Origin of the sequence: Micromonospora sp. NPDC005174 (assembly GCF_040608495.1) — a bacterium.
In the GTDB taxonomy this organism is placed as follows: Bacteria; Actinomycetota; Actinomycetes; order Mycobacteriales; family Micromonosporaceae; genus Micromonospora.
The window spans coordinates 234,882-255,561 of sequence record NZ_JBEXIJ010000002.1 but is presented as its reverse complement, the minus strand read 5'-3'; the positions used below and the strand labels follow the sequence as shown (position 1 = coordinate 255,561).

21 protein-coding genes are annotated in these 20,680 nt (G+C 73.5%); 11 read left to right on the top strand and 10 right to left on the bottom strand.

Annotated elements, in window-relative coordinates; translation table 11 throughout:
• Positions 1 to 58: 58 nt before the first annotated feature.
• The 3 genes from ABZU91_RS03385 to ABZU91_RS03375 form a co-directional block, all read right to left on the bottom strand.
• The gene (locus ABZU91_RS03385; RefSeq protein WP_355233408.1) at positions 59 to 763 is read right to left on the bottom strand and encodes an MSMEG_4193 family putative phosphomutase; all 705 of its coding nucleotides are present in this window, start codon (positions 761 to 763) and stop codon (positions 59 to 61) included.
• Positions 764 to 1,425: 662 nt separating this feature from the next.
• The gene (locus tag ABZU91_RS03380; RefSeq protein ID WP_355233406.1) at positions 1,426 to 2,262 is read right to left on the bottom strand and encodes an undecaprenyl-diphosphate phosphatase; all 837 of its coding nucleotides are present in this window, start codon (positions 2,260 to 2,262) and stop codon (positions 1,426 to 1,428) included.
• Positions 2,259 to 3,311, bottom strand: coding sequence for an LLM class F420-dependent oxidoreductase (locus ABZU91_RS03375; RefSeq protein ID WP_355233404.1), 1,053 nt, complete (start codon positions 3,309 to 3,311; stop codon positions 2,259 to 2,261). Before ABZU91_RS03375 ends, ABZU91_RS03380 begins: the two co-directional genes overlap by 4 nt.
• A 187-nt stretch (positions 3,312 to 3,498) precedes the next feature.
• Between ABZU91_RS03375 and ABZU91_RS03370 the strand changes: the two genes are divergently transcribed.
• Together ABZU91_RS03370 and ABZU91_RS03365 are read left to right on the top strand one after the other, a co-directional pair.
• Positions 3,499 to 4,470: an aldo/keto reductase gene (locus ABZU91_RS03370; protein WP_355233402.1), complete on the top strand. Its 972-nt coding sequence runs from the start codon at positions 3,499 to 3,501 to the stop codon at positions 4,468 to 4,470.
• Between the two features lie 99 nt (positions 4,471 to 4,569).
• Positions 4,570 to 4,761: a DUF5703 family protein gene (locus tag ABZU91_RS03365; RefSeq protein ID WP_039906151.1), complete on the top strand. Its 192-nt coding sequence runs from the start codon at positions 4,570 to 4,572 to the stop codon at positions 4,759 to 4,761.
• An 80-nt stretch (positions 4,762 to 4,841) separates the two neighbouring features.
• Here ABZU91_RS03365 and ABZU91_RS03360 read toward each other — a convergent pair whose 3' ends face one another.
• On the bottom strand, positions 4,842 to 5,501 hold the full coding sequence (locus ABZU91_RS03360; RefSeq protein ID WP_355233400.1) for a hypothetical protein: 660 nt from the start codon (positions 5,499 to 5,501) through the stop codon (positions 4,842 to 4,844).
• Positions 5,502 to 5,543: 42 nt separating this feature from the next.
• Entirely contained in the window at positions 5,544 to 6,872 is a 1,329-nt protein-coding gene (locus ABZU91_RS03355) for a M20/M25/M40 family metallo-hydrolase (protein ID WP_355233398.1), read from the bottom strand.
• Positions 6,873 to 7,046: 174 nt separating this feature from the next.
• Between ABZU91_RS03355 and ABZU91_RS03350 the strand changes: the two genes are divergently transcribed.
• Positions 7,047 to 7,655: a hemerythrin domain-containing protein gene (locus ABZU91_RS03350; protein ID WP_355233396.1), complete on the top strand. Its 609-nt coding sequence runs from the start codon at positions 7,047 to 7,049 to the stop codon at positions 7,653 to 7,655.
• Positions 7,656 to 7,743: 88 nt separating this feature from the next.
• Positions 7,744 to 8,715 (top strand): LysR family transcriptional regulator, encoded by a 972-nt coding sequence (locus tag ABZU91_RS03345; protein ID WP_355233394.1) that lies wholly within the window; start codon positions 7,744 to 7,746, stop codon positions 8,713 to 8,715.
• Between the two features lie 4 nt (positions 8,716 to 8,719).
• Here ABZU91_RS03345 and ABZU91_RS03340 read toward each other — a convergent pair whose 3' ends face one another.
• The gene (locus tag ABZU91_RS03340; RefSeq protein ID WP_355233392.1) at positions 8,720 to 9,850 is read right to left on the bottom strand and encodes an NAD(P)/FAD-dependent oxidoreductase; all 1,131 of its coding nucleotides are present in this window, start codon (positions 9,848 to 9,850) and stop codon (positions 8,720 to 8,722) included.
• 24 nt (positions 9,851 to 9,874) lie between these two features.
• Between ABZU91_RS03340 and ABZU91_RS03335 the strand changes: the two genes are divergently transcribed.
• Together ABZU91_RS03335 and ABZU91_RS03330 are read left to right on the top strand one after the other, a co-directional pair.
• Positions 9,875 to 10,591, top strand: a complete 717-nt coding sequence (locus tag ABZU91_RS03335; RefSeq protein ID WP_355233390.1) for a TetR/AcrR family transcriptional regulator — start codon at positions 9,875 to 9,877, stop codon at positions 10,589 to 10,591.
• Between the two features lie 85 nt (positions 10,592 to 10,676).
• A complete protein-coding gene (locus tag ABZU91_RS03330) occupies positions 10,677 to 10,922 on the top strand; it encodes a hypothetical protein (RefSeq protein ID WP_266241928.1) in 246 nt (81 codons plus the stop codon).
• 57 nt (positions 10,923 to 10,979) lie between these two features.
• Here ABZU91_RS03330 and ABZU91_RS03325 read toward each other — a convergent pair whose 3' ends face one another.
• The 3 genes from ABZU91_RS03325 to ABZU91_RS03315 are packed head-to-tail and all read right to left on the bottom strand — an operon-like array spanning position 10,980 to position 14,097.
• A complete protein-coding gene (locus ABZU91_RS03325) occupies positions 10,980 to 11,330 on the bottom strand; it encodes a DUF3140 domain-containing protein (protein WP_355233387.1) in 351 nt (116 codons plus the stop codon).
• The gene (locus ABZU91_RS03320; protein ID WP_355233385.1) at positions 11,330 to 11,542 is read right to left on the bottom strand and encodes a hypothetical protein; all 213 of its coding nucleotides are present in this window, start codon (positions 11,540 to 11,542) and stop codon (positions 11,330 to 11,332) included. Before ABZU91_RS03320 ends, ABZU91_RS03325 begins: the two co-directional genes overlap by 1 nt.
• Complete coding sequence (locus ABZU91_RS03315; protein ID WP_355233383.1) at positions 11,539 to 14,097, bottom strand: ATP-dependent Clp protease ATP-binding subunit; 2,559 nt, start codon at positions 14,095 to 14,097, stop codon at positions 11,539 to 11,541. The genes ABZU91_RS03320 and ABZU91_RS03315 overlap by 4 nt, the downstream gene beginning before the upstream one ends.
• Before the next feature lie 141 nt (positions 14,098 to 14,238).
• Here ABZU91_RS03315 and ABZU91_RS03310 point away from each other — a divergent pair, with 141 nt between their 5' ends.
• From ABZU91_RS03310 to ABZU91_RS03290, 5 genes are all read left to right on the top strand, one after another.
• On the top strand, positions 14,239 to 14,619 hold the full coding sequence (locus ABZU91_RS03310) for a hypothetical protein (RefSeq protein ID WP_355233381.1): 381 nt from the start codon (positions 14,239 to 14,241) through the stop codon (positions 14,617 to 14,619).
• A 152-nt stretch (positions 14,620 to 14,771) separates the two neighbouring features.
• Positions 14,772 to 15,032: a hypothetical protein gene (locus ABZU91_RS03305; RefSeq protein WP_030332749.1), complete on the top strand. Its 261-nt coding sequence runs from the start codon at positions 14,772 to 14,774 to the stop codon at positions 15,030 to 15,032.
• A gap of 6 nt (positions 15,033 to 15,038) precedes the next feature.
• Positions 15,039 to 15,998: a hypothetical protein gene (locus tag ABZU91_RS03300; protein ID WP_355233378.1), complete on the top strand. Its 960-nt coding sequence runs from the start codon at positions 15,039 to 15,041 to the stop codon at positions 15,996 to 15,998.
• The gene (locus ABZU91_RS03295) at positions 15,991 to 18,666 is read left to right on the top strand and encodes an FtsK/SpoIIIE domain-containing protein (protein ID WP_355233376.1); all 2,676 of its coding nucleotides are present in this window, start codon (positions 15,991 to 15,993) and stop codon (positions 18,664 to 18,666) included. Before ABZU91_RS03300 ends, ABZU91_RS03295 begins: the two co-directional genes overlap by 8 nt.
• A complete protein-coding gene (locus ABZU91_RS03290) occupies positions 18,663 to 19,325 on the top strand; it encodes a hypothetical protein (RefSeq protein ID WP_355233374.1) in 663 nt (220 codons plus the stop codon). The genes ABZU91_RS03295 and ABZU91_RS03290 overlap by 4 nt, the downstream gene beginning before the upstream one ends.
• Here the strand turns inward: ABZU91_RS03290 and ABZU91_RS03285 are convergent.
• Positions 19,291 to 20,625 carry a cupin domain-containing protein gene (locus ABZU91_RS03285; RefSeq protein ID WP_355233372.1) on the bottom strand — a complete coding sequence of 445 codons (1,335 nt, stop codon included), beginning with the start codon at positions 20,623 to 20,625 and terminating at the stop codon, positions 19,291 to 19,293. The genes ABZU91_RS03290 and ABZU91_RS03285 overlap by 35 nt on opposite strands.
• Positions 20,626 to 20,680: the final 55 nt, after the last annotated feature.

The window sequence follows — 20,680 nt, the reverse complement described above, 5'->3', positions numbered from 1 at the left end:
GCCGCAGGGGCAACGCGCCCGGTGTAGCGGGGGCCACACCCGGGCGTGGCGGTGTTTCTCACCTGGCCGCGCCCGCTCCGCCGCCGACAGCGGCGTCCGAGTCGGCCGCCCGCGTGGCCCGCCGACGCCGCTTGCGCGGCGGCGGAACCAGCGCGGCGAGGTCACCGCCGGTGTCGTTGAGCCGGACCAGGAACGGACGCAGCGGCGTGAAGCGGATCGCGGTCACCGACGCCGGGTCGGCCACGATCCGCTGAAAGGCATCCAGGTGTACGCCGAGCGCGTCCGCCACGATGGCCTTGATCACATCGCCGTGGCTGCACGCCAACCAGACCGCCTCGGGCCCGTGCTCCGCGCTCACCCGGGCGTCCCAATCGCGGACGGCCGCCACCGCGCGGGCCGCCATCGCCGCCATCGCCTCGCCCTGCGGGAAGACCGCCGCGCTGGGGTGCTGCTGGACCACCGGCCAGAGAGGCTCCTTGGCCAGCTTCTTCAGCGGCTGCCCCTCCCAGCTGCCGTAGTCACACTCGATCAGGCCCTCCTCGACAACCGGCGTGGCCTGCGGCAAGGCCAGCTCCAGGGTCTGCCGGCAGCGGATCAGCGGACTGGTGACGACCGCTGCCAGCGGCACCGACCGCAGCCGCTCGCCGACCGCGGTGGCCTGGGCGCGCCCGGTGTCGTCCAGCTCGACCGGCTGCCGGCCGGCCAGGCCGCCGTCGGCGTTCGCGGTGGTACGGCCGTGTCGCAGAAGCAGAAGGGTCGCCACACGATCACCCTAGGCCTCCCCGGTACCTCCCGAGTGCCACGGGCCCCGGCCACGCCGCCCCGGATCGGCGTGATCGACAAGACGTCGCCGATCTGGCGGTATCGACCGGTCCCGGACACCCCGAGTTCAGTGAACTGGAGTCGATCACCGCGTCGGATCGCCTCCGCTGGGTGCGATTGGCCGGTCTCGTGGCGTGTGGGGGATGTGGGGTGTGACCGGGTGCATCCGCAAGCGGGCCTCGTGGCGTGCCGGAACTCGTCGCTCTCGGACGATCGAAGGACCACGGGTCACCGCCCGCCCGTCGGGCCAGGCCCCCTCAGCTCGCGTCCTTTGCTCTGCTTCAGCCCAGGAGACACCCGGTGTCCGATTATCGAACGGCAGGTGTTTCCTGGGCTGAAGCAGAGCAAAGGCAGCTCGCCGACCCCGGGGAATGACCCCCCACGACCGCGTTCCTCAAGGGCCTCAAGCAGGTCGACGGCTGGCAGGACATGCCGCTGACCGACGCCGCCCAGACCGTACAGGTCTCCGCCTACCCGGACGCGTACGCCCAGTGGGAGCAGCAGGCCACCGACCTGGTCGCCCAGCACTGGAACAGCTAAGAACCACCGATGGCCGACACCCCGCACGGGGTGCCGGCCATCGTCGTACCCGCAGGGAGCGGATCAGGTGGCGCTGATCGTGCCGGTCAGCAGGAGGGCGAGGACCAGGGTGCCCAGCGCGACCCGGTACAGCACGAAGACGTACAGCGTGTGGTGGGCGACGTAGCGCAGCAGCCAGGCGATGGCCGCGTAGCCGATGCCGAAGGCGATGGCGGTGGCCACGATCGTCTGCGCGACCGAGGGTACGGACGTGCCCGGGGCGGACGGTTCGAAGACGTCCCCGAGACTGAACACCCCCGACATCACCACCGCCGGGATGGCCAGCAGGAACGAGTAGCGTGCCGCCGCCTCCCGGGTCAGGTTGAGCAGCAGTCCGGCGGTGAGCGTCCCCCCGGAGCGGGACACGCCGGGGACCAGCGCCATCGCCTGGGCGAAGCCCATCACGATGCCGTCCTTCATCCGGAAGTTCTCCAGCGTGCGCGTCTGCCGACCCCAGTACTCGGCGAAGGCCAGCACGAACGCGAACACGATCAGCGTGGTCGACACCACCCACAGGTTGCGCCCGGCCGTCTTGATCTGGTCCTTGAAGAGGAACCCGAACAGCCCGATGGGGATCGAGCCGACGATCACGTACCAGCCCATCCGGTAGTCGAGGCTGGAGCGCACCGACCTGTCCCTGAGCCCGACCAGCCAGGTACGGGTGATCCGCCAGATGTCCTTCGCGAAGTAGATCAGCACGGCGGCCTCGGTGCCGAGCTGGGTGACCGCGGTGAACGACGCGCCGGCGTCGCGGTCGAAGAAGATCGCCGAGGTGATCCGCAGATGCCCCGACGAGCTGACCGGCAGGAACTCGGTGAGCCCCTGGACGATGCCCAGGACGATGGCCTCGATCCAGGTCACTCGCCAACTCCGGACAGGTCGAGCGCCTCGGCCACGGTACGCAGGGTCTGCACGCCGCTGTCCCGGTCCGCCACGAACAGGCTCACCGAGAGCGTGGTGACGCCGGAGGCGGCGTACTCACGCATCCTCTCGGCGATGCGCTCCTTCGGGCCGAGCAGCGACGTACGGTCGATGAACTCCATGGGTACGGCCGCCGCGGCGTCGCGCTGGCGCTTGGCCAGGTAGAGGTCCTGGACCTCGCGGGCGGCGTCGCCGTAACCCATCCGGGTGGCAAGCTGGTTGTAGAAGTTCTGCTGCCGGCTGCCCATCCCGCCGACGTAGAGCGCGGCGTACCAGCGGACCAGCTCGGCGCAGGACGCGACGTCGTCGCCGATGACGACCGGCACGGACGGCACCACGTCGAAGCCGGCCAGTTCCTTGCCCGCCTTGGCCCGGCCGGCGGAGACGGCGGCGAGGTGCTCGTCGGCGAACTCGGGGGCGTAGAAGACGGCGAGCCAGCCGTCGGCGATCTCGCCGGCCAGCTCCAGGTTCTTCGGGCCGACGGCGGCCAGGTAGATCGGTATGTGCTCGCGCGGCGGGTGGAAGCTCAGCCGCAGCGCCTTGCCGGGGCCGTCGGGCAGCGGCAGTGTGTAGTGCTCGCCGTCGTACGCCACCTCCTTGCGGGCGATGGCCAGCTTGACGATGTCGACGAACTCGCGGGTCCGCCCGAGGGGCTTGCCGAACCGCACACCGTGCCAGCCCTCGGAGACCTGCGGGCCGGAGACGCCCAGGCCGAGCCGGAACCGGCCGCCGGAGAGCGCGTCGATGGTGGCGGCCGTCATCGCCGTGGCGGCCGGCGTGCGGGCGGGGATCTGCATGACCGCCGCGCCCACGTCGATCCGTTGCGTCTGGCCGGCCATCCAGGCGAGCATGCTGGGCGAGTCGGAGCCGTACGCTTCCGCCGCCCACACCACCGAATAGCCGAGGCGGTCCGCCTCCTGGGCCAGCGCCAGGTGGTCGGCCGGCGTACTCCACGCTGTCTGGTATCCGAGGCTGAGCCCGAGTCGCACTGGTCCTCCCCCATCCGTGGCACAGGTCGCACCAGGTTACGCAATGCCGAAAACGGACTCGATCACCGGCTCACCGCCAATGATCCCCCGTCCGTCGAGGTGCCTGCCGGAGGCGGAACCGGCAGAACCGCCAGAGATGACGGGAGCGAGGATATCCGTGGCGGCGGGTTCGAAATAAGGTTCACCCATGCAACAGCGACCGCTCGGCCGAAGCGGGCTGGCGGTTTCGCGGCTCGCGCTCGGCACCATGACCTGGGGCCGGGACACCGACGCCGACGATGCGGCCGCCCAGTTGAAGAGTTTCCTGGACGCGGGCGGCAACCTGATCGACACCGCCGACGTGTACGGCGACGGCGACGCCGAGTCGGTGATCGGTTCGCTGCTGGGCACCCTCGTCCCGCGCGACGAACTGCTGATCGCCACAAAGGCGGGGTTGCGCCCGGGCAGCGGCCGGCGGCGCGACGGCTCTCGAGGCCACCTGCTGCGCACCCTGGAGGCGTCGCTGCGCCGGCTCGGCACCGACCACGTCGACCTGTTCCAGCTGCACGGGTACGACCCGGACACCCCCCTGGAGGAGACCCTGGCGGCGCTGGACCACGCGGTGGCCAGCGGCAAGGTCCGGTACGTGGGGGTGTCGAACTTCTCCGGCTGGCAGACCGCGCGGGCCGCCGCCTGGCAGACGGCCTGGCCGGGCCGCGCGCCGGTGGTCGCCGCCCAGGTGGAGTACTCGCTGCTGGAACGGGGCGTGGAACGGGAGGTGCTGCCGGCCGCTGACGCGCTGGGCCTCGGCGTGCTGCCCTGGTCGCCGCTGGGTCGGGGTGTGCTCACCGGCAAGTACCGGCACGGGCGGCCGGCGGACTCCCGGGCCGCCTCCCCCCACTTCGAGCGGTTCGTCTCGACCTACCTCGAGCCGCGCTGCTCGAGCATCGTGGAGGCGGTGGCGACGGCGGCCGGCGGGCTGGGGGTGTCGCCGCTGGAGGTAGCGCTGGCCTGGATCCGGGACCGGCCGGGGGTGACCGCGCCGATCCTGGGCGCCCGGACGGTCGGGCAACTGCTCGGCGCGTTGCAGGTCGAGCGGATCACGCTGCCCGAGGAGATCACCACCGCGTTGGAGGACGTCTCGTCGGTGCCGGTCGGCTATCCCGAGCGCGACGGGTGACCCGAGACGGCCCAGGACGGCACGAACCACGCGCGGCAGCGGCGTTGGTCACCCTCCAGGGGGTGGCGAACGGCCGCTGGGCTGGGCAGCATGGACGTTATGGACTACGAGTACGCGCCGCTGCGGCTGCCGCCGAACGTCGACCGGTTGACCGCCGCGGCGCAGTTGGCGATCCAGGCGGAGTTCTCCGGATGGGAGTTGGCCCGGGTACGGCTGTTCCGTGACGGCACTCGGCAGGTCATGTTGCGGCGTCGACGGGTCAACCAGCCGCAGCCGGGCCTGTCGTACTGACACCAGGCCGGGACGGGCGGTGAACGCCCGGGGCCCGAACCGCGTACGGTCGGGCCCCGGGCGTCGTACGGCTCCTGGCCCTAGTGCTGGTGCCCGGCGTGGTCGTGGTCGTCGTCGAGCTCCAGGAACGGGTGCTCGTCGAGTCGACCGACGAGCCGGTCGTCGCCGGCCGGCTGGAACGGACCGACCGCGTCGTCGTCGTCGAACGACTCCAGGTCGACAGGGGTGCCCACCTCGCTGACCATGACCACCCCGTCGAGCGGTTCCAGCTCCGGGACGTCCAGCGCGCCGAGCGAGCCGTCGCCGCTCTGCAGCAGCTCCAGCACCGCCTCGCCGACCCCCTCCACGGGCGCCGGCTCGTCGTCCTCCGGGGTGCCCTCGCGGCGGGCCGCCTCGGCCGCCCGCAGCAGCGCGGAGATGCTCGGCACCCGGTAGTCGCGGCGTTGCCGCACCGAGATCACCCGCGGGTGCGGGTCGCTGGCCTCGACACCCTCGCCACCGAAGCGCTCGTCGGCCTCGTTCGGATCGATCGAGTCGACGTCCCACGGCGTCACCTCGCCGAAGGCGTCGAGGAGTTGCTCGTCGTAGGCGAAGGACGCGTTGTTCAACGCCACGTACGCCTGCCAGACGTCGTCGTCGTCGACGCGGCCCTGCGCGGCGCGTACGGCGGCCAGGTGGTGGCGGGCCGCTTCGATCACCCGCTCGAGTGCGGCGTCCAGCTCACCGTGCTGGTCGGTCATGTGGGGCAGTCCCTTCACGATGGGGAGGTAACGCGGACACTGCTAGCAGGTGCGGAGGAACCGGTCGAGAACCCGCACGCCGAACTGTAGTCCGTCGACCGGAACGCGCTCGTCGATGCCATGGAACAGCGCGGAGAAGTTCAGGTCGGCGGGCAGCCGCAGCGGCGCGAACCCGAAGCAGCGGATGCCGAGCGTCGAGAACGCCTTCGCGTCGGTGCCGCCGGAGAGCATGTACGGCACCGGCCGGGCACCCGGGTCCTCGGCGCGCAGCGCCGCCGACATGGCCTCGACGAGGTCGCCGTCGAAGGTGGTCTCCAACGCGGGCTGCCGCTGGACGTACTCGATGTCGATGTCCGGGCCGACCAGCTCGCGCAACTGCCGCTCCAACAGCTCGGACTGGCCGGGGAGGCTGCGGCAGTCGATGGTGGCGGTGGCGCGGCCCGGGATGACGTTGTCCTTGTAGCCGGCGGCGAGGCGCGTCGGGTTGGCCGTGTTGCGGATGGTCGCCCCGATGATGTTGGCGATCGGGCCGAGCTTGGCGATGGCGACCTCCGGGTCGTCCGGGTCCAGCTCGATGCCGAGCAGGTCGGAGACCTCGGTCAGGAACGCCCGTACGGTGTCGGTGACCACCACCGGGAAGCGGTGCCGGCCGATGCGGGCCACGGCCTCGGCGAGCGCGGTGACCGCGTTGTCGTCGTGCACCATCGATCCGTGCCCGGGGCGGCCCTTGGCGTGCAGCCGCAGCCAGTCGATGCCCTTCTCAGCGGTCTCGATGAGGTAGAGGCGCTGGCTGTCGTTGACCGAGTAGGAGAACCCGCCGACCTCGCCGATCGCCTCGGTGCACCCGTCGAAGAGGTCGCGGTGGTTCTCGACCAGGAAGCGCGCGCCGTAGTCGCTGCCCGCCTCCTCGTCGGCGGTGTACGCGAGGACGATGTCGCGCGGGGGCCGGACGCCGGTGCGCTGCCAGTGCCGCACCACGGCGAGCACCATCGCGTCGAAGTCCTTCATGTCGATCGCGCCGCGACCCCACAGGTAGCCGTCGCGCTCCTCCCCGGAGAACGGGTGCACCGACCACTCGTCGGCGTCGGCGGGCACCACGTCCAGGTGGCCGTGTACGAGCAGGGCGCCGCGGCTCGGGTCGGCGCCGGGGATGCGGGCCACCACGTTCGCCCGGCCGGGCGCGGACTCGTGCAGGACCGACTCGACGCCCACCTCGGCGAGTTTCTCCGCCACGTATTCGGCCGCGCGGCGCTCGCCGACGCTGGTGTCGTTGTCACCCGTGTTGGTGGTGTCGATGCGCAGCAGGTCGCGGCAGAGGTCGACGACCTCCGCGGTGGGGTCCGGTCGGGCGGAGGCGGCGTCGCTCGTCATCGCCCCTTCATACCAGCCCGGGATGAGCGGCGGGTCGGCGCACCGACGGGACGCGGGCGGGCATCCAGGTCGACTGATCCGGGAGCGGTTTCGCGACGCTCGCGTTCGGGTACCGCCGCCCACGACCGCACATTCCCCTGCCGGAGCTTCCGCCCGCCAGTCGAGGAGGGCATCATGTCCGCCGTTCCCCTGCCCCCGTTGCCGCCCACGCCCGCACCCGAGGAGGGTTACCGGCCCGGCGGCCGCAGTGTCGCCGACATCGTGGACCGCGAGCACCGGCAGTTGCTGACCCTCGTGGACCAGCTGAGCGGCCCGGACGCGACGCCGCACGAGGCGCTGGCCGTCCTCACCGCCGCGCTGTCGCGGCACATCTCCGCCGAGGAGCAGTACCTGCTGCCAGCGGTGCGGGCGGCGCTGCCGGCCGAGGCCGCCCGGGTGGACGCCGAGATCGACGGCGACGCGGCGCTACTGGCCGCCCTCAAGGGGCTGAGCGACGAGACCGTGACCGAGGTCGCCGAGCGGGTCCGCCGCCACGTCGACGGGGTGGGCACGCTCGTCGCCGAGCTGCGCGCGGTGGCGACGTCGGAGGAGCTGATCCGGCTGGGCAACCGGTTGGAGATCGCCGAGGAGGCCGCGCCGACCCGGCCGCACCCGGGCACCCCGGCCACGCCGCCGTGGAACCGTATCGTCGAGCCGGCGGTGGGCGTGGTGGACAAGCTCCGCGACGCGGTGACGCGGCGGCCGACGTACCTCAAGGACCTGCCGGAGCCGCCGCGCGACTGAAGGCGCGGGCCGCACCACAGAATGCATTCAATGTCACCGATACACTTGGCCCCTTCCGCAGGCTGCGGCGTGGTCCTACCGTCACCGTATGAACCTGGAGCTGCGACACCTGCGGGTGGTCTGCGCGATCGCGGAGACAGGGAGTGTGACCAAGGCGGCGTCGTCGCTCGGGCTCGCCCAGCCGGCGCTGACCGCCCAGCTCCAGCGGATCGAACGGACGCTGGGCGGGCCGCTGTTCGACCGGGATCGGCGCGGCGCGCGGCCCACCGCGCTCGGTGAGCTGGTGCTCGCCCGGGCCCGGGTGCTGCTGCCGGCGATGAAGGGCCTACAGGACGAGGCGGCACGGCTGGCCGGCGCCGCCGAGGTGTCGCGCTGCTACCGCCTCGGCGGCGTGAACAGCCCGATCCTGGGCCGGCTGGTGCATCGGCTCGCCGCCGAGGAGCCGCCGGCCCAGATCACCACGTACGCCTCGTGGTCGGTGGACGAGCTGGCGCAGTTGGTGGCCGGTGGGCGGTTGGACTTCGCCCTCACCGGCGTGTGCGGCGACGCCACCCCGTCGGCCGAGTTCGGGCTGAGGTGGCGGGAGGTGGCCGTGGACCCGGTGCTGGTGCTGCTGCCGGCGAGCCACCCGCTCGCCGACCGGGACGAGGTGCGCCTGGCGGACCTACGCCACGAGCAGTGGGTGGCGGCGCCCGGCGACGGCTGCTTCGGCGACTGTTTCGCCGCCGCGTGCGCCCGCGCCGGTTTCACTCCCCGCAAGGTGTACGAGACCGACATCCGCGGTTGCGTCGACCTGGTGGAGGCGGGCGTGGCGGTGGCCCTGTGCCAGGCGACGTTCCGGCCGGTGTCCGGTCTGGTCACCCGGCGCCTGGCCGGTGTCCCGCTGCGCTGGCGGCTGCTGCTGGGGTGGCACCCGGACTCGCCCGCCGCCCGCGACGCCGACCTGCTGCTCTCCACGGCGAAGGCCGCGTACACCGACTCGCTGGCGCCGCACCCCAGCTACCTGGACTGGTTGGTGCGCAATCCGGGCTTCGGCGTCCGGCAGCCCAGCGGGGTGTGAGGGTCTAGCGGGGCGCGGCGGGCTCTGCGGCGCGTGGCGTGAAGAAGCGGACGAGGTCGTCGGCCGCCGTCGGGGACAGCATCATCGCCTGAACCCGCGCGCACATCTCGGCGATCGGTTGGATCCTCGCGAACATCGCCTCCTCGTACGACCGGATCGCCGCGTCCGGGTCGGCGGGGTGGGCGACGATCTCCCGCGCGAGTTCGGCGGCGTCCAGCATGGCCTGGTTGGCACCCTCGCCGACCGGAGGCATGAGGTGCGCGGCGTCACCGAGGAGGGTGATGCCCGGCTGGTGGGCCCAGCGCGCGCCGACCGGGAGGGCCTCGACCCGGCGTGTGGTCGGCGCGTCGTCGCCGGCGTCGATGAGGGCGGTCAGACGGGTGTCCCAGCCGTCGAACAGGTCCAGCAGGACACGCTTGTCCCGGTAGGCGTCGAGGTCTCGGTCGTCGGCGGGGAGGGAGATCCCGACCCGGATGCTGCCGTCGCCGAGTCGCTGCGCGGCGAGGATCTGGCTGACGCCGACGCACCACAGGTTCCCGGGACCGACCAACTCGGCGAGGTCCGGGTGGCGTCGTTCGGCGTCGCTGATGGTCAGCTCGACGTGGCTGGACACGTGGGACAGCTGCGCGTCGGTCAGCAGCGCCCGGACGACCGAGCGCGCGCCGTCCGCGCCGACCAGGATGTCGCACTCGGCGCGGTGGCCACTGTCGAAGGTGAGGACGAAGCCCCCGCCTCGTCGCGGCGACGCCGCGACGAGCCGGCGCCCCCACGCGACGGCGTCGGGCGGGAGCGCGTCGAGCAGAAGACCACGCAGTACGGCGCGGTCGACCTCCGGGCGTCCGTCGAACGAGCCGGGTCGCGGCATGTGGTGCACGAGGGTACGTCCGGCCGGGTCGAGGATGCGGTGCTCCTCGCCCTCGGGCCGCGCCGTCGACCGGAACTCCTCGTCCAGACCCGCCTCGGCGAGAGCGTGCTGCCCGGACTCCGGGTGCAGGTCGAGCAACCCGCCCTGTGCGCGCGCGGACCGGTTCGCCTCGCGTTCGTGGACCACCGCCTCGGTGCCGTGTCGGCGCAGGATCCGTGCCAGCGTCAACCCGCCCAGGCCACCGCCGACGATCGCCATTCGCATCATCATTCTCCTTACCGTACGCTGTATTGCGTGGATACACCGTACGGTAGCGAAGTGGTGCCCGTGTGGGAACGGCCCGAGCCTCGCCCCCGGGCGACGCCGGTGCCGCTGAGCCGCGCGAAGATCGCCGACGCGGCGATCCGGCTCGCCGACGCGCACGGCCTCGACGGCCTGTCGGTCCGCCGGATCGCCAAGGAGCTCGACGTCGGCCCGATGCGCCTCTACGACTACGTGGCCAACCGGTCAGAGCTGCTCGACCTGATGGTCGACGCCGTCTACGCCCAGATCGCCGAAGCCGGTCAGCACTCCGACTGGCGCACCACGCTGCTGGCCATCGTGCGGCGGACCCGCGCCGCCGCCCTCGAGCACGAGTGGTTCTCCGACCTGCTCGGCGGGCGACCCCACCTGGGGCCGCACGCGCTCGCCGTGGGTGAGTCGACCGCCGCGGCGCTCAGCCAGGCCCCCGGCATACGCGGCGTCGACGACCTCCAGCGGGCCCTGGGCGCCCTCAACGCCTTCATCGTCGGGGCGCTGCGGCGGGAGGTCACCGAGCGGCGCACCGCCCGTTCCACCGGCACCGAGCTGAACGCCTGGCAGGCCAGCCTCGGCCCCTACCTGACGCGCATGCTCGACACGGGCCGCTATCCCACCGTCGCCCGACTCGTCATCGAGGGCGCGCACCTCGACGCCGAGGAGACCTTCGCGCACAACCTGACAACCCTCCTGGACGGCGTCGCCGGGCGGTGACACGACCGACCAGCGAGACGAAGGCCACCCGCGACGCGGCGGTCACCGGCGGTGCGAACCGCCGCTGTCCGGGTATCTGGCGGACATGACCGATCTCTACCCGCCCGCCGACGACCGCGAACTGCTCCGCCAGGCCGCCGCCGCGCACACCGCCGCCACCCGCCAGGTCGAGGCGTTCCTGCGCCGGCTGCCAGAGGTGCCCGACCCAGCCGACGTCACCGAGTACGCCAACCTGCTCACGCGCGAGGACCAGACCCGGGGCGAGCGCGACGCGGCCGCCGACGCGGCGGGGCTGACCATCGGCAGCCTGGAGCCCGACCAGGGCCAGTAGCGCGCGACGACGGTGCCGCCCCGGACCGGGGCGGCACCGTCGCACAGGTCGACGAACTCAGCGTTCCACGAGTGGATCGTGGCCGAGGTCGAGCAGCGAGTGCCGCCACTCGTCGTCGGCGTTGCCGCGCCGGGGCTTGGCGTCCATCAGCTCGCGGATGCGCTCGACCGCCTCCCGCATCACGTCGATGTCCTCCGGCGTGAGGTCGACCTTGCGCTTGTTGAGCACCTTGAGGATCTCCCGCCCCGGCTGGGGCAGGTCGAGGTCCGGGTTCGGGCTGAACGACTCCTCCCCCGAGCCCCGGGTCAACAGCCAGGTGCGCAGCTGCTCGGACGGGACGTTGACCTCGGCGTGGAAGTCCTCCCAGAGCACTTCCACCTCGGGGTCGAGCCGCGTGTCGCGTACCATCAGGTCTCCTCTCGCCGGCGCGTCCCGGACGCCTCCGGGTCGTCCTGGTCGGTCTTGGGATGCAGGCCCTCGGCGGGCACCCGCGTCCGGCGCGGATTCGCGGTCGGGGGCGCCAGGATCGGGTCGGGATGGTCGTCCTCGTCCCGGGGCTTCGCGGCGTCCGCGTCCTCGTGCGGCTCCTCGTGCTCGTCGCGTCGCGCCGGCCCGCTCATCGCGGGTGTGTTGTCGTGGCGGCGGTGTAGCCCCGCTCGCCCGCGGTCACCTCGAAGGTGAGTTGCCCGTCGCGGGCGTCCACGACGACCTTCTGCCCGGGCGAGATCGCGGATTCCAGCAGCATCCGGGACAGGTGGTTGTCCACCTCGCGCTGGATCACCCGGCGCAGCGGACGGGCGCCGAACTCCGGCTGGTAGCCGTGCTCGGCCAGCCAGTCGACGCCGGCGGTGGTGAACTCCACCTGGATGTCCTGGGCGTGCAGCCGGCGACGGGTGTCCTCCAGCAGCAGCGCGGTGATGTCGCGCAGCTGCTCGGCCTCCAGCCGGCGGAAGATGATGACCTCGTCGATGCGGTTGAGGAACTCGGGGCGGAAGTTCTCCTGGAGGCGGCGCATCAGCCGCTCGCGCAGCTCGTCGTTCTCCTGCTCGCTGCCGGGCGCGCCGGTGCCGAAGCCGACGGCACGCTGCGTTCCGGTGATCAACTCGGAGCCGAGGTTGCTCGTCATGATCAGTACGGTGTTCTTGAAGTTCACCGTACGACCCTGACTGTCGGTGAGCCGCCCGTCGTCGAGCACCTGGAGCAGGATGTTGAACACGTCCGGGTGGGCCTTCTCGATTTCGTCGAGCAGCACCACCGCGTACGGGCGGCGGCGTACCGCCTCGGTGAGCTGACCGGCCTCCTCGTAGCCGACGTACCCGGGCGGGGCGCCGACGAGCCGGCTGACGGTGTGCCGCTCCTGGAACTCGCTCATGTCGACGCGCACCATGCGGTCGGCCTCGCCGAACAGCGCCTCGGCCAGGGCGCGGGCCAGCTCGGTCTTGCCGACGCCGGTGGGTCCGAGGAACAGGAAGCTGCCCATCGGGCGCTCCGGGTCGGCGAGCCCGGCACGGGAGCGGCGGACCGCCTCGGCCACCGCGGTGACCGCGTCGTCCTGGCCGACGATCTTCTCGTGCAGGTGACCCTCCAGGCGCAGCAGCCGGTCGCGCTCCTCCTCGGTGAGCTGGCTGACGGGGATGCCGGTGGCCCGGGAAACCACCTCGGCGATCTCCTGCGGGCCCACCTCGGGCACCTGCGAGGACGACATTCCGTCCTCGCCGTTGGCGCGCCGGATCTCCCCCTCCAGCTCGGCGATCCGATCGCGCAGCGCGGAGGCGCGCTCGTACTGCTCGTCGGTGACGGCCTGCTCCTTGTCCCGGCGTACGTCGTCGAGCTCCTGCTCCAGCTCCCGCACGTCGGACGCCGGGGTGCGGGTACGCAGCCGGACCCGCGCGCCGGCCTGGTCGATCAGGTCGATGGCCTTGTCCGGCAGGAACCGGTCGGTGACGTACCGGTCGGACAGCTCGGCGGCGGTGACCAGCGCCTCGTCGGTGAAGCGCACCTGGTGGTGCGCCTCGTACCGGTCCCGCAACCCGCGCAGGATGGCGATGGTGTCGTCGATGCTCGGCTCGGGCACCAGCACCGGCTGGAACCGCCGGGCCAGCGCGGCGTCCTTCTCGATGCTCTTGCGGTACTCGTCCAGCGTGGTCGCGCCGATCACCCGCAGCTCGCCGCGCGCCAGGGCGGGCTTGAGCATGTTGGACGCGTCCATCCCGCCCTCGCTGCCGGCGCCTCCCGCGCCGACCAGGGTGTGGATCTCGTCCAGGAAGATGATCAGCTCGTCCCGGTGCGCCCGGATCTCGTCGATGACCTTCTTGAGGCGCTCCTCGAAGTCGCCCCGATAGCGGGTGCCGGCGACCAGGCCGGCGAGGTCGAGCTGGACGACCCGCTTGCCCAGCAGGGTCTGCGGCACGTCCCCGTCGCAGATCCGCTCGGCCAGCCCCTCGACGATGGCGGTCTTGCCGACACCCGCCTCGCCGATGAGCACCGGGTTGTTCTTGGTCCGCCGGGACAGGATCTCCACGGCCTGCTCGATCTCGTCGGCGCGGCCGATCACGGGGTCGATCTGGTCGTTGCGGGCCAGGTCGGTGAGGTCCTGGCCGTACTGGTCGAGGGTGGGCGTGCCCCGGTCCGGCTTCGGCCCGTTCATCGGGCCGCGCTCGGCGTTGGCGGCCTGCAACGACTCGGGCTGGATTCGCCCGGCGGCCAGCATCCGTCCGGCCGGCGACTCGGGGTTGAGCGGCAGGGCCATCAGGATGTGCTCGGGGCCGATGTAGTTGGCCCCCATCGCCCGCGAGAGCTGGTGGGCGTCGAGCAGCGCCCGCTTGGCCGCCGGGGTCAGCGACAGGTTGGGCGGCACCTCGCCGCGTGGCGCGCCGTCGCCCTTGCCGCCGAGCGCGTTGAGCAGGGTGTCCGGGTCGGCGCCGGCCCGGCGTACGAGATCGCGCAGGGGTTCGCGTTGCAGGGCCGCCCACAGCAGGTGGTCGGTGTCGAGGTCGCTGCTCTGCCGCTGCGCGGCACGGCGGGCCGCGTCGGCCAGCATCTCCCGCGCGTCGGCCGTCATCAGGCGGGTGATGTCGACCCGGTGCGGCGGTCGGCGTCCTCCCTCTCCCCGGCCGAAGTACCGGGCCAGGAATTCGTCCCACGGGTCGGAGCCGAGATCACCGGGTCCCATCATGTCTGTCCTCCGCAGTCGGGCGCGGCACGGTCGGCAGGGGCTACCCGGCACCCGGCCCGACAAACGCCGCACGCGGTGGCGCACCCCGCGTTGTGGAGTGGCGTCCGGCCGGTTCGGGCCGGTGGATGGCAGGCTGGCGGCATGACTGAGAACCCGCTGCTGATCGTCGACGGCGCCAACGTGGTGGGCTCCCGCCCGAACGGGTGGTGGCGGGACCGGGCCGGGGCCGCCGCCCGGCTGCGGGACGCGCTCGCGCCGGTGGCCGCCGAGGGGCTGCCCGCCCGGTTGCCGGCACCTGTCGACGTGGTGCTCGTGGTCGAGGGCGCGGCACGGGACGTACCGGGCATCGACGAGGTCCGCGTGGTCTCCGCTCCCGGGTCCGGCGACGACACGGTGGTCGAGCTGGTGGAGGCGGCCCCGCAGCGCCGCCGGCTGGTGGTCACCGCCGACCGGGAGCTGCGCGAGCGGGTCACCGCCCTGGGCGCCGAGGTGTACGGCCCGCGCTGGCTCCGCGATAATTGAGAAGTTCTCGCACTGGGACTCCCACAGAACGGACTCCCGGCACTTCCAGGGGGTTAACGGTCAGGCGGGCAGGAACACCGCCAGGGCGGATGTTCTCCCGTGGACACCGATAGGCTCTAATGGAGATCTCCCCGCCCCCAGGAGGTTCCGCCGTGGCGAGCGTCGCCGAGCTGAAGGCTGCCATCGATGTCGCCCTCCAACAGATCGGCGACGGGCAGACAGCCGTCCAGGCGGCGGGTGAGAAGCTGTCCGAGGCGCAGCAGACGCTGGCCGGCGCACTGGAGGGCAGCGGGCACGAGACGGTCGAGGCGGCCCAGGCGTCGCTGACACAGGCCAGTCAGGAGCTGGAGGAATGTCTCGCCGCGACACTGGTCGCGGTGGAGCAGGCCCAGCTCTACGTCTCCACTCTGTAGGCCGACGTGTCCATCATCGAGGACATCGGCGGCCAGGTCCGCGCGGCAAGCGAGGAGTTCCCGGTCGGCCTGCTCGGTCAGGCCCTGGAGAAGTTCGGCCTGGCCGCGGAGCGGCTGCGGTGGGTCCGCCAGGAGTCGGCCAACCCGATGGGGGTTCCCGAGCTTTCCGCCGCCACCGAGCACGCCGAGAGCGCCAACTACGCGCTACGGGTGGCGCAGGAGCAGTTGTCGGCGTACCTGACCGCGATCGGGTTGACCGCCGACGGCACCCCCGCGCCCCGGCCAGAGCAACGCGACCAGCGCGACCAGCGCCACGACGAAGCCCCGTCGGACGGGCCGACCACCGTGGCGCCGGAACGGGCGGAGCAGGTGCGGATGCGTCGCTGGTGGTCGGTGCGGGTGGCCGAGCTGACCGGTGGGCGCGACGGTGCCGGCGACGAGCCGGACGAGCAACTGCGCGACTCCCAGGAGCTGCTGCACCGGGTCGTACGCGGCGTACGCGCCGGTGACCGCGACCGCCTCCGTACCGAGCTGCGCCGCGCCTCGGCCGACGTGGGCCTCGGGATGGCGGCGCTGGCACCGCCGCTGCTGCGCGAGCTGGCCGGTGAGCTGCTGGGGCACCCACCCCGTGCCGCCGACCTGGGCCGGCTGCGCGGAGAGCTGGACGGCCGGGTCCGGGACCTGCTGCCCGGGCTGCCACCGCCGGTGCTGGAGACGCTGCTGACCCGGGTGTGCCGCATGCCGCCGCCGCGGTCGTCCGGGGAGCCACCACACGCCGCCGACTCCGCGGTGGCCGCCGGTGTCACGGCCGGGCTGCTGCTCGCCCGGCTGGGTCGGGACCTGGCCGTCGCCGGCGGCACGCCGCAGTCTGCACCGGATCCGGCCGAACCGAAATCCGGCGGCCCGCCGCCCCGGGCGGGCAGCCCGTGGCGGGACGCGCCGGCACGCCGGGGCTCCGATGGCTGACCAGCGCGGGCAGCTGGCCACCCGCGTCCGGGACGCCCTCGCCGAGGCGCTGGGCGCCACCCGTACCCGACTGTCGGCGGCACAGGCCGAGCTGAGCGCCGGCCGGGAACGGCTCGCCCGGGTCCGCCGGGCCGCCGCCGCCGTACCCGAGCGGGTGGGTGGCCAGCGCGACCGCCGCCTCGCCGAGATCGACGCCCGGCACGCCGCCCGGATCGCGGAGCTGGCCCGCCAGGCCGCCGCCGCCGCACGCCGGGAGGCACCCGGCTGCGCGGGCGCCGACTGGCCGGGCTGGACACCCACGCCCCTGAGCCGGGCCGAGCCGCCCGGCGCGCTGCGCGTCGGCACGGTCCGGCTCGACGACGTCGAGCCGGTGCCCGCGCTGGTGCCGCTGCTCGACGCCGGACACGTCCACCTGTCCGGAGAGGACCGCGCCGGCTGCGACGCCGTGGTGTCCGCGCTGCTGCTGCGGGCCGTCGGCCGCGCCGACCCCGGTGGGGTACGACTGATCGGGTACGACCCGGAGCACCTCGGCGGCGGACTGGCCGGATTCGCGCCCCTGGGCACGGCGGGGTTGCTCACCTTCGTCGGACCGGGCGGGTTGGGCCCGTTGCTCGACGACCTGGTCGAACAGATCCGGCGGATCAACGAGACGGTGCTGGCCGGCGAGTACGGGTCCCTGCGGGAGCTGGCCTCGGCGACCGGCCGCCGTCCCGAACCGTGGCGCGTGGCGGTGCTGCTCGGCGGCGACGAGCTGAACCGGCACGAACGCGGGCAGCTCGACCGGGTGGTCCGCGCCGGTGCCGCCTGCGGGGTGCACCTGGTCGTCCGTGGTGTGCCGCTCCCCGACGACCCGACCGTGACCCGCGTGGTGACGGACGCCTCGGGCGCTCGGATCGGCGGGCCGTCGGGCCTGTCGGTCCGGCTGGACCCGCCGCCGCCGGCGACGCTGGTCACCGAGACCTGCCGCGAGATCGCCGCCCGGGTGAACGAGGGTCCGCCGCCGACGCCGTTCGGCGACCTGCTGCCGCCGCCCGAGCTGATGTGGCGGGAGAACTCGGCGGACGGCCTGACCGTGCCGATCGGCGAGGGACCGCAGGGCCGGTCGGTACGCCTGACACTCGGCGACTATCCGCCGCACGCCCTGATCGGAGGCCCGTCCGGCACCGGCAAGACCAACCTGATCTTCGCGTGGATCGGCGCCCTGGCGGCCCGCTACTCCCCCGCCGAGCTGGAGTTCTATCTCCTGGACTTCAAGGAGGGAGTGTCCTTCGCCCGGTTCGCGCAGGGTCGGCGTGACCCGAGCTGGCTGCCGCACATGCGTCTGGTCGGTATCAACGTCAACACCGACCGGGAGTTCGGGTTGGCGCTGCTGCGGTTCCTCGCCGAGGAGCTGCGGCGGCGGGCCGACGCGGCCAAGAAGCACGAGGTCACCAAGCTGGCCGAGCTGCGCGCGGTGGACCCGACCGGGCACTGGCCACGCATCGTCGCGGTGGTCGACGAGTTCCAGATGCTGCTGGCCGGCCGCGACGTGGTGGCCCGGGAGGCCGCCGACCTGCTGGAGGACCTGGCTCGCCGGGGCCGGTCACAGGGCATCCATCTGGTGCTCGCCTCGCAGGACGTCCGGGGCATCGAGGCGCTGTGGGGGCGTCCCGCGCTGGTGGCCCAGTTCGCCCTGCGGATCGCGCTGCCGAAGGCGTTGCGGATCCTCGCCGAGCGCAACGACGCGGCGCAGTCGCTGCCGCGCTGGCACGCGGTCGTCAACGCCGAGTCGGGCATGGTCGAGGGCAACGAGGTCGCCCGCATCCCGGCCGCCAGTGACTGGGAGACGTGGAGCGGCCTGCAGCACCGCCTGTGGCGGATGCGCCCGCCGGACGCGGCGCCGGCCCGACTCTTCGACGGTGACGCGATCCCCCGGCTGACCGAGGCTCCCGACTTCCGGGCTCTCGAAGCCCCGCCGGACGGCCGTGCGCCACGCACCCCGGTGGCCCTGCTCGGCGAGATCATCGACGTGCAGGCGCGCTCGGCGGCGCTGCGGCTGCCCCGCGCGCCGGGGCGCAACCTGGCGGTGCTCGGCACGCGGGTGGACGAGGCGTGCGCGGTGCTGGACGCCGCGGCCCGGTCGCTCGCCCGCCAGCACCCGCCCGGCACCGCCCGCTTCTCCATCGCTTGTCTCGACCCGGACGCCGACGGCATCGCCCGCGCGCTCTACGACGACCTTGCCGACGATGCCGCCTGGTACGACGAGGAGACCGTCGGCGAGTTGATGACCGAGACGGCCGACGGGCTGTCCAGCACGGGCAGCCCGCACTACCTGCTGCTGTTCGCGGTCGATGCGGCAGCCGGCGCGCTGGCGGCCCGGACCGGGCGGCGTACCGGTCTGGAGCAGTTGCGCCGGATCCTGCACGACGGCCCGGAGCGGCGTACCCACGTGCTGGCCTGGTGGCGGGGCGTGGCGCGGATGCGCGCCGACCTCGGCGGTCCGGCCGCCCGCACCGACCAGATCGGGGCCTGGGTGGCGTTGGACGCGCACGGCGGCGAGCTGGGCGCGTCGCTCTACCCGGGCACCGGCGGCCCGGACTGGTACCCCCGCCCGTGGCGTGGGCTCTTCTTCGACCGTGCGGTGCACCGCACGGGCCACGTGGTCATCCCCTATGGACCGTCGCGATGAACGAACCGGTGGAGAGTGAGACGTACACGGCGCAGCTGCGACGGCTGGCCGAGCTGACCGCTCGGGTGCACGAGCAGCGTGCCGAGGCACGTACCTGGTACGAGCGGCAGTGCGCGGCGGCCGAGCGGGCCGTCGCCGAGGCCGTCGCCGAGGTGCGGCGTGCCGAGCAGGAGCTGGTCGACGCCCGCGAGGAGCAGGAGCGGGTGGACGCCGAGGTGGCACACCTCTGGCAGCAGGCCCGGGCACGGCTGGGCGCTCGTCGTCTCGGCGGACCCCCCGCGCCGGCCAACGGCGGTGACGGGGCCGACCCGGCGTCGCTGCTCGGCCGCGCCCGTGACCTGCTCAACCGGGCCGGGCAGCCGGGTGAGCTGCCGGGCTCGGCCAACCCCCTGCTGGCGCTGTGCGGGGTGGGCGGCGCGGTGCTGGGCTACGCCCTGGGCGTTGCCGCGCGAGCGCTCGGCGTCGGGTACGGCGGCGACCTGGCGGTCGGGATGCCGGTGCTGGCGCTGGTGGTGACGCTGTTCGGGCCGCTGATGGGGCTGGCGCCGGCGCGGCTGCTGGCCGATCGTCGGCACGCGATGCTCGGTCCCCGACCGATCATGGTGGTGCTCGGCGCCGGGTTGGTCACGACGGTGCTGCTCCTGGTGCTCGGCCGCTGACCGGCACCAGGACCGCCTCGCGCAGCAGCCGGCGGGCCAGGGTGACCCGGTCGGCGTCGTCGGGCAGGCCCGGCAGGTCACCGACGCGGACGGCGGTGCCACCGAGCAGCGCCCGGGTCGCCGCCGCGCAGTCGGCGGGGAGCGTGATCCTGCGGTCGAACAGCCGCAGCGCCACCTGGCCGTCTCCGTGCGGCACGAGCCGCCAGCGCAGGCCGGGTCGCAGGGTGAGCCGGGAGTCGGCGTCCAGCGTGGCCAGCGCGCCGGCCTGGGCGAGCGGACGGATCGGCGCCGGACGGGCCGCCGGCCAGGCGCGTTGCCGCAGCCGCGCGGCCACCGCCCCCGGGTCGGCCCGCAGCAGCCAGTCGCGCAGCGCCTCCACCGTCTCGGTCAGCTCCGGTTCGATGGCGTCCGGGTCCGCGACGTCGGTGCCGAACGGCAGGCTGGCCCGCAGCCTCTGGTCCTCGGCGGCCAGCGCGAGCAGCTCCTCGACGAGCGCGTAGCGGGTCAACGCGCGGATGCCCACGGTCAGGTGCAGCGAGCTGGCCTCCTGCGCCTGCGCGCTGTGCAGCCAGCCGCGCGGCAGGTAGAGGGCGTCGCCGGGCGCGAGCACCACGTCCAGCGCGGCGGGGCCCTGCGCGGTGGCGCCGACCTCGTCGGCGCGGCCTCCCCAGGGCTGCTTCTCCAGCGGGTCGGGCAGGACCGGCGGGTGGATCCGCCAGTGCTTGCGGCCGTCCACCTGGAGCACGAACACGTCGTGGGTGTCGTAGTGGGTGGCGAAGCCCTGGCTGCCCGCCGGGGTGAGATAGGCGTTGACCTGCAACGGCTGGCGCAGCGCGAGGCCCAGGTCGCGGGCGAAGTCGACGAGCGGCGGCCAGATCCGGTGCAGGCCCTGCAACACCAGGGTGGCTCCGCTGGCGTACTGCTCGAGGATCCGCTCGTCGAGCACCTGGTCGCCGATCTCGGCGCCGGCCCCGCCGCCGCCGGTCCAGCGGGCCGCCGGCACGAGCTGTCCGTCCTTGGCGACGCGCAGGAAGGGGGTACGCAGACCGCGCCGGCTGAGCAGCTCGTCGGCGTCGTCCGGGCTGAACAGGTCGGTGAAGCCCGCCGGGTCGGGCAGCTCGGCCGCGCGCGACAGCAGCGGGGTATGGCCCCAGTGCGCGGCGGCGAACTTCGCCGGCTCGACCGAGACGCAGCGCGCCAGCGCGGCGACGGCGCTCGCCGCGACGGGTACGCCGCCATCGGGAGCAACGGACGGAACCGCCGGGTGGCCGTGACCACCCGGCGGGTCGAGGTGCGTCATGCCGTCCCGCTACCGGGCGCTGCCGTCGGCGCCACCGTCCTGGTGACCCGGGGTC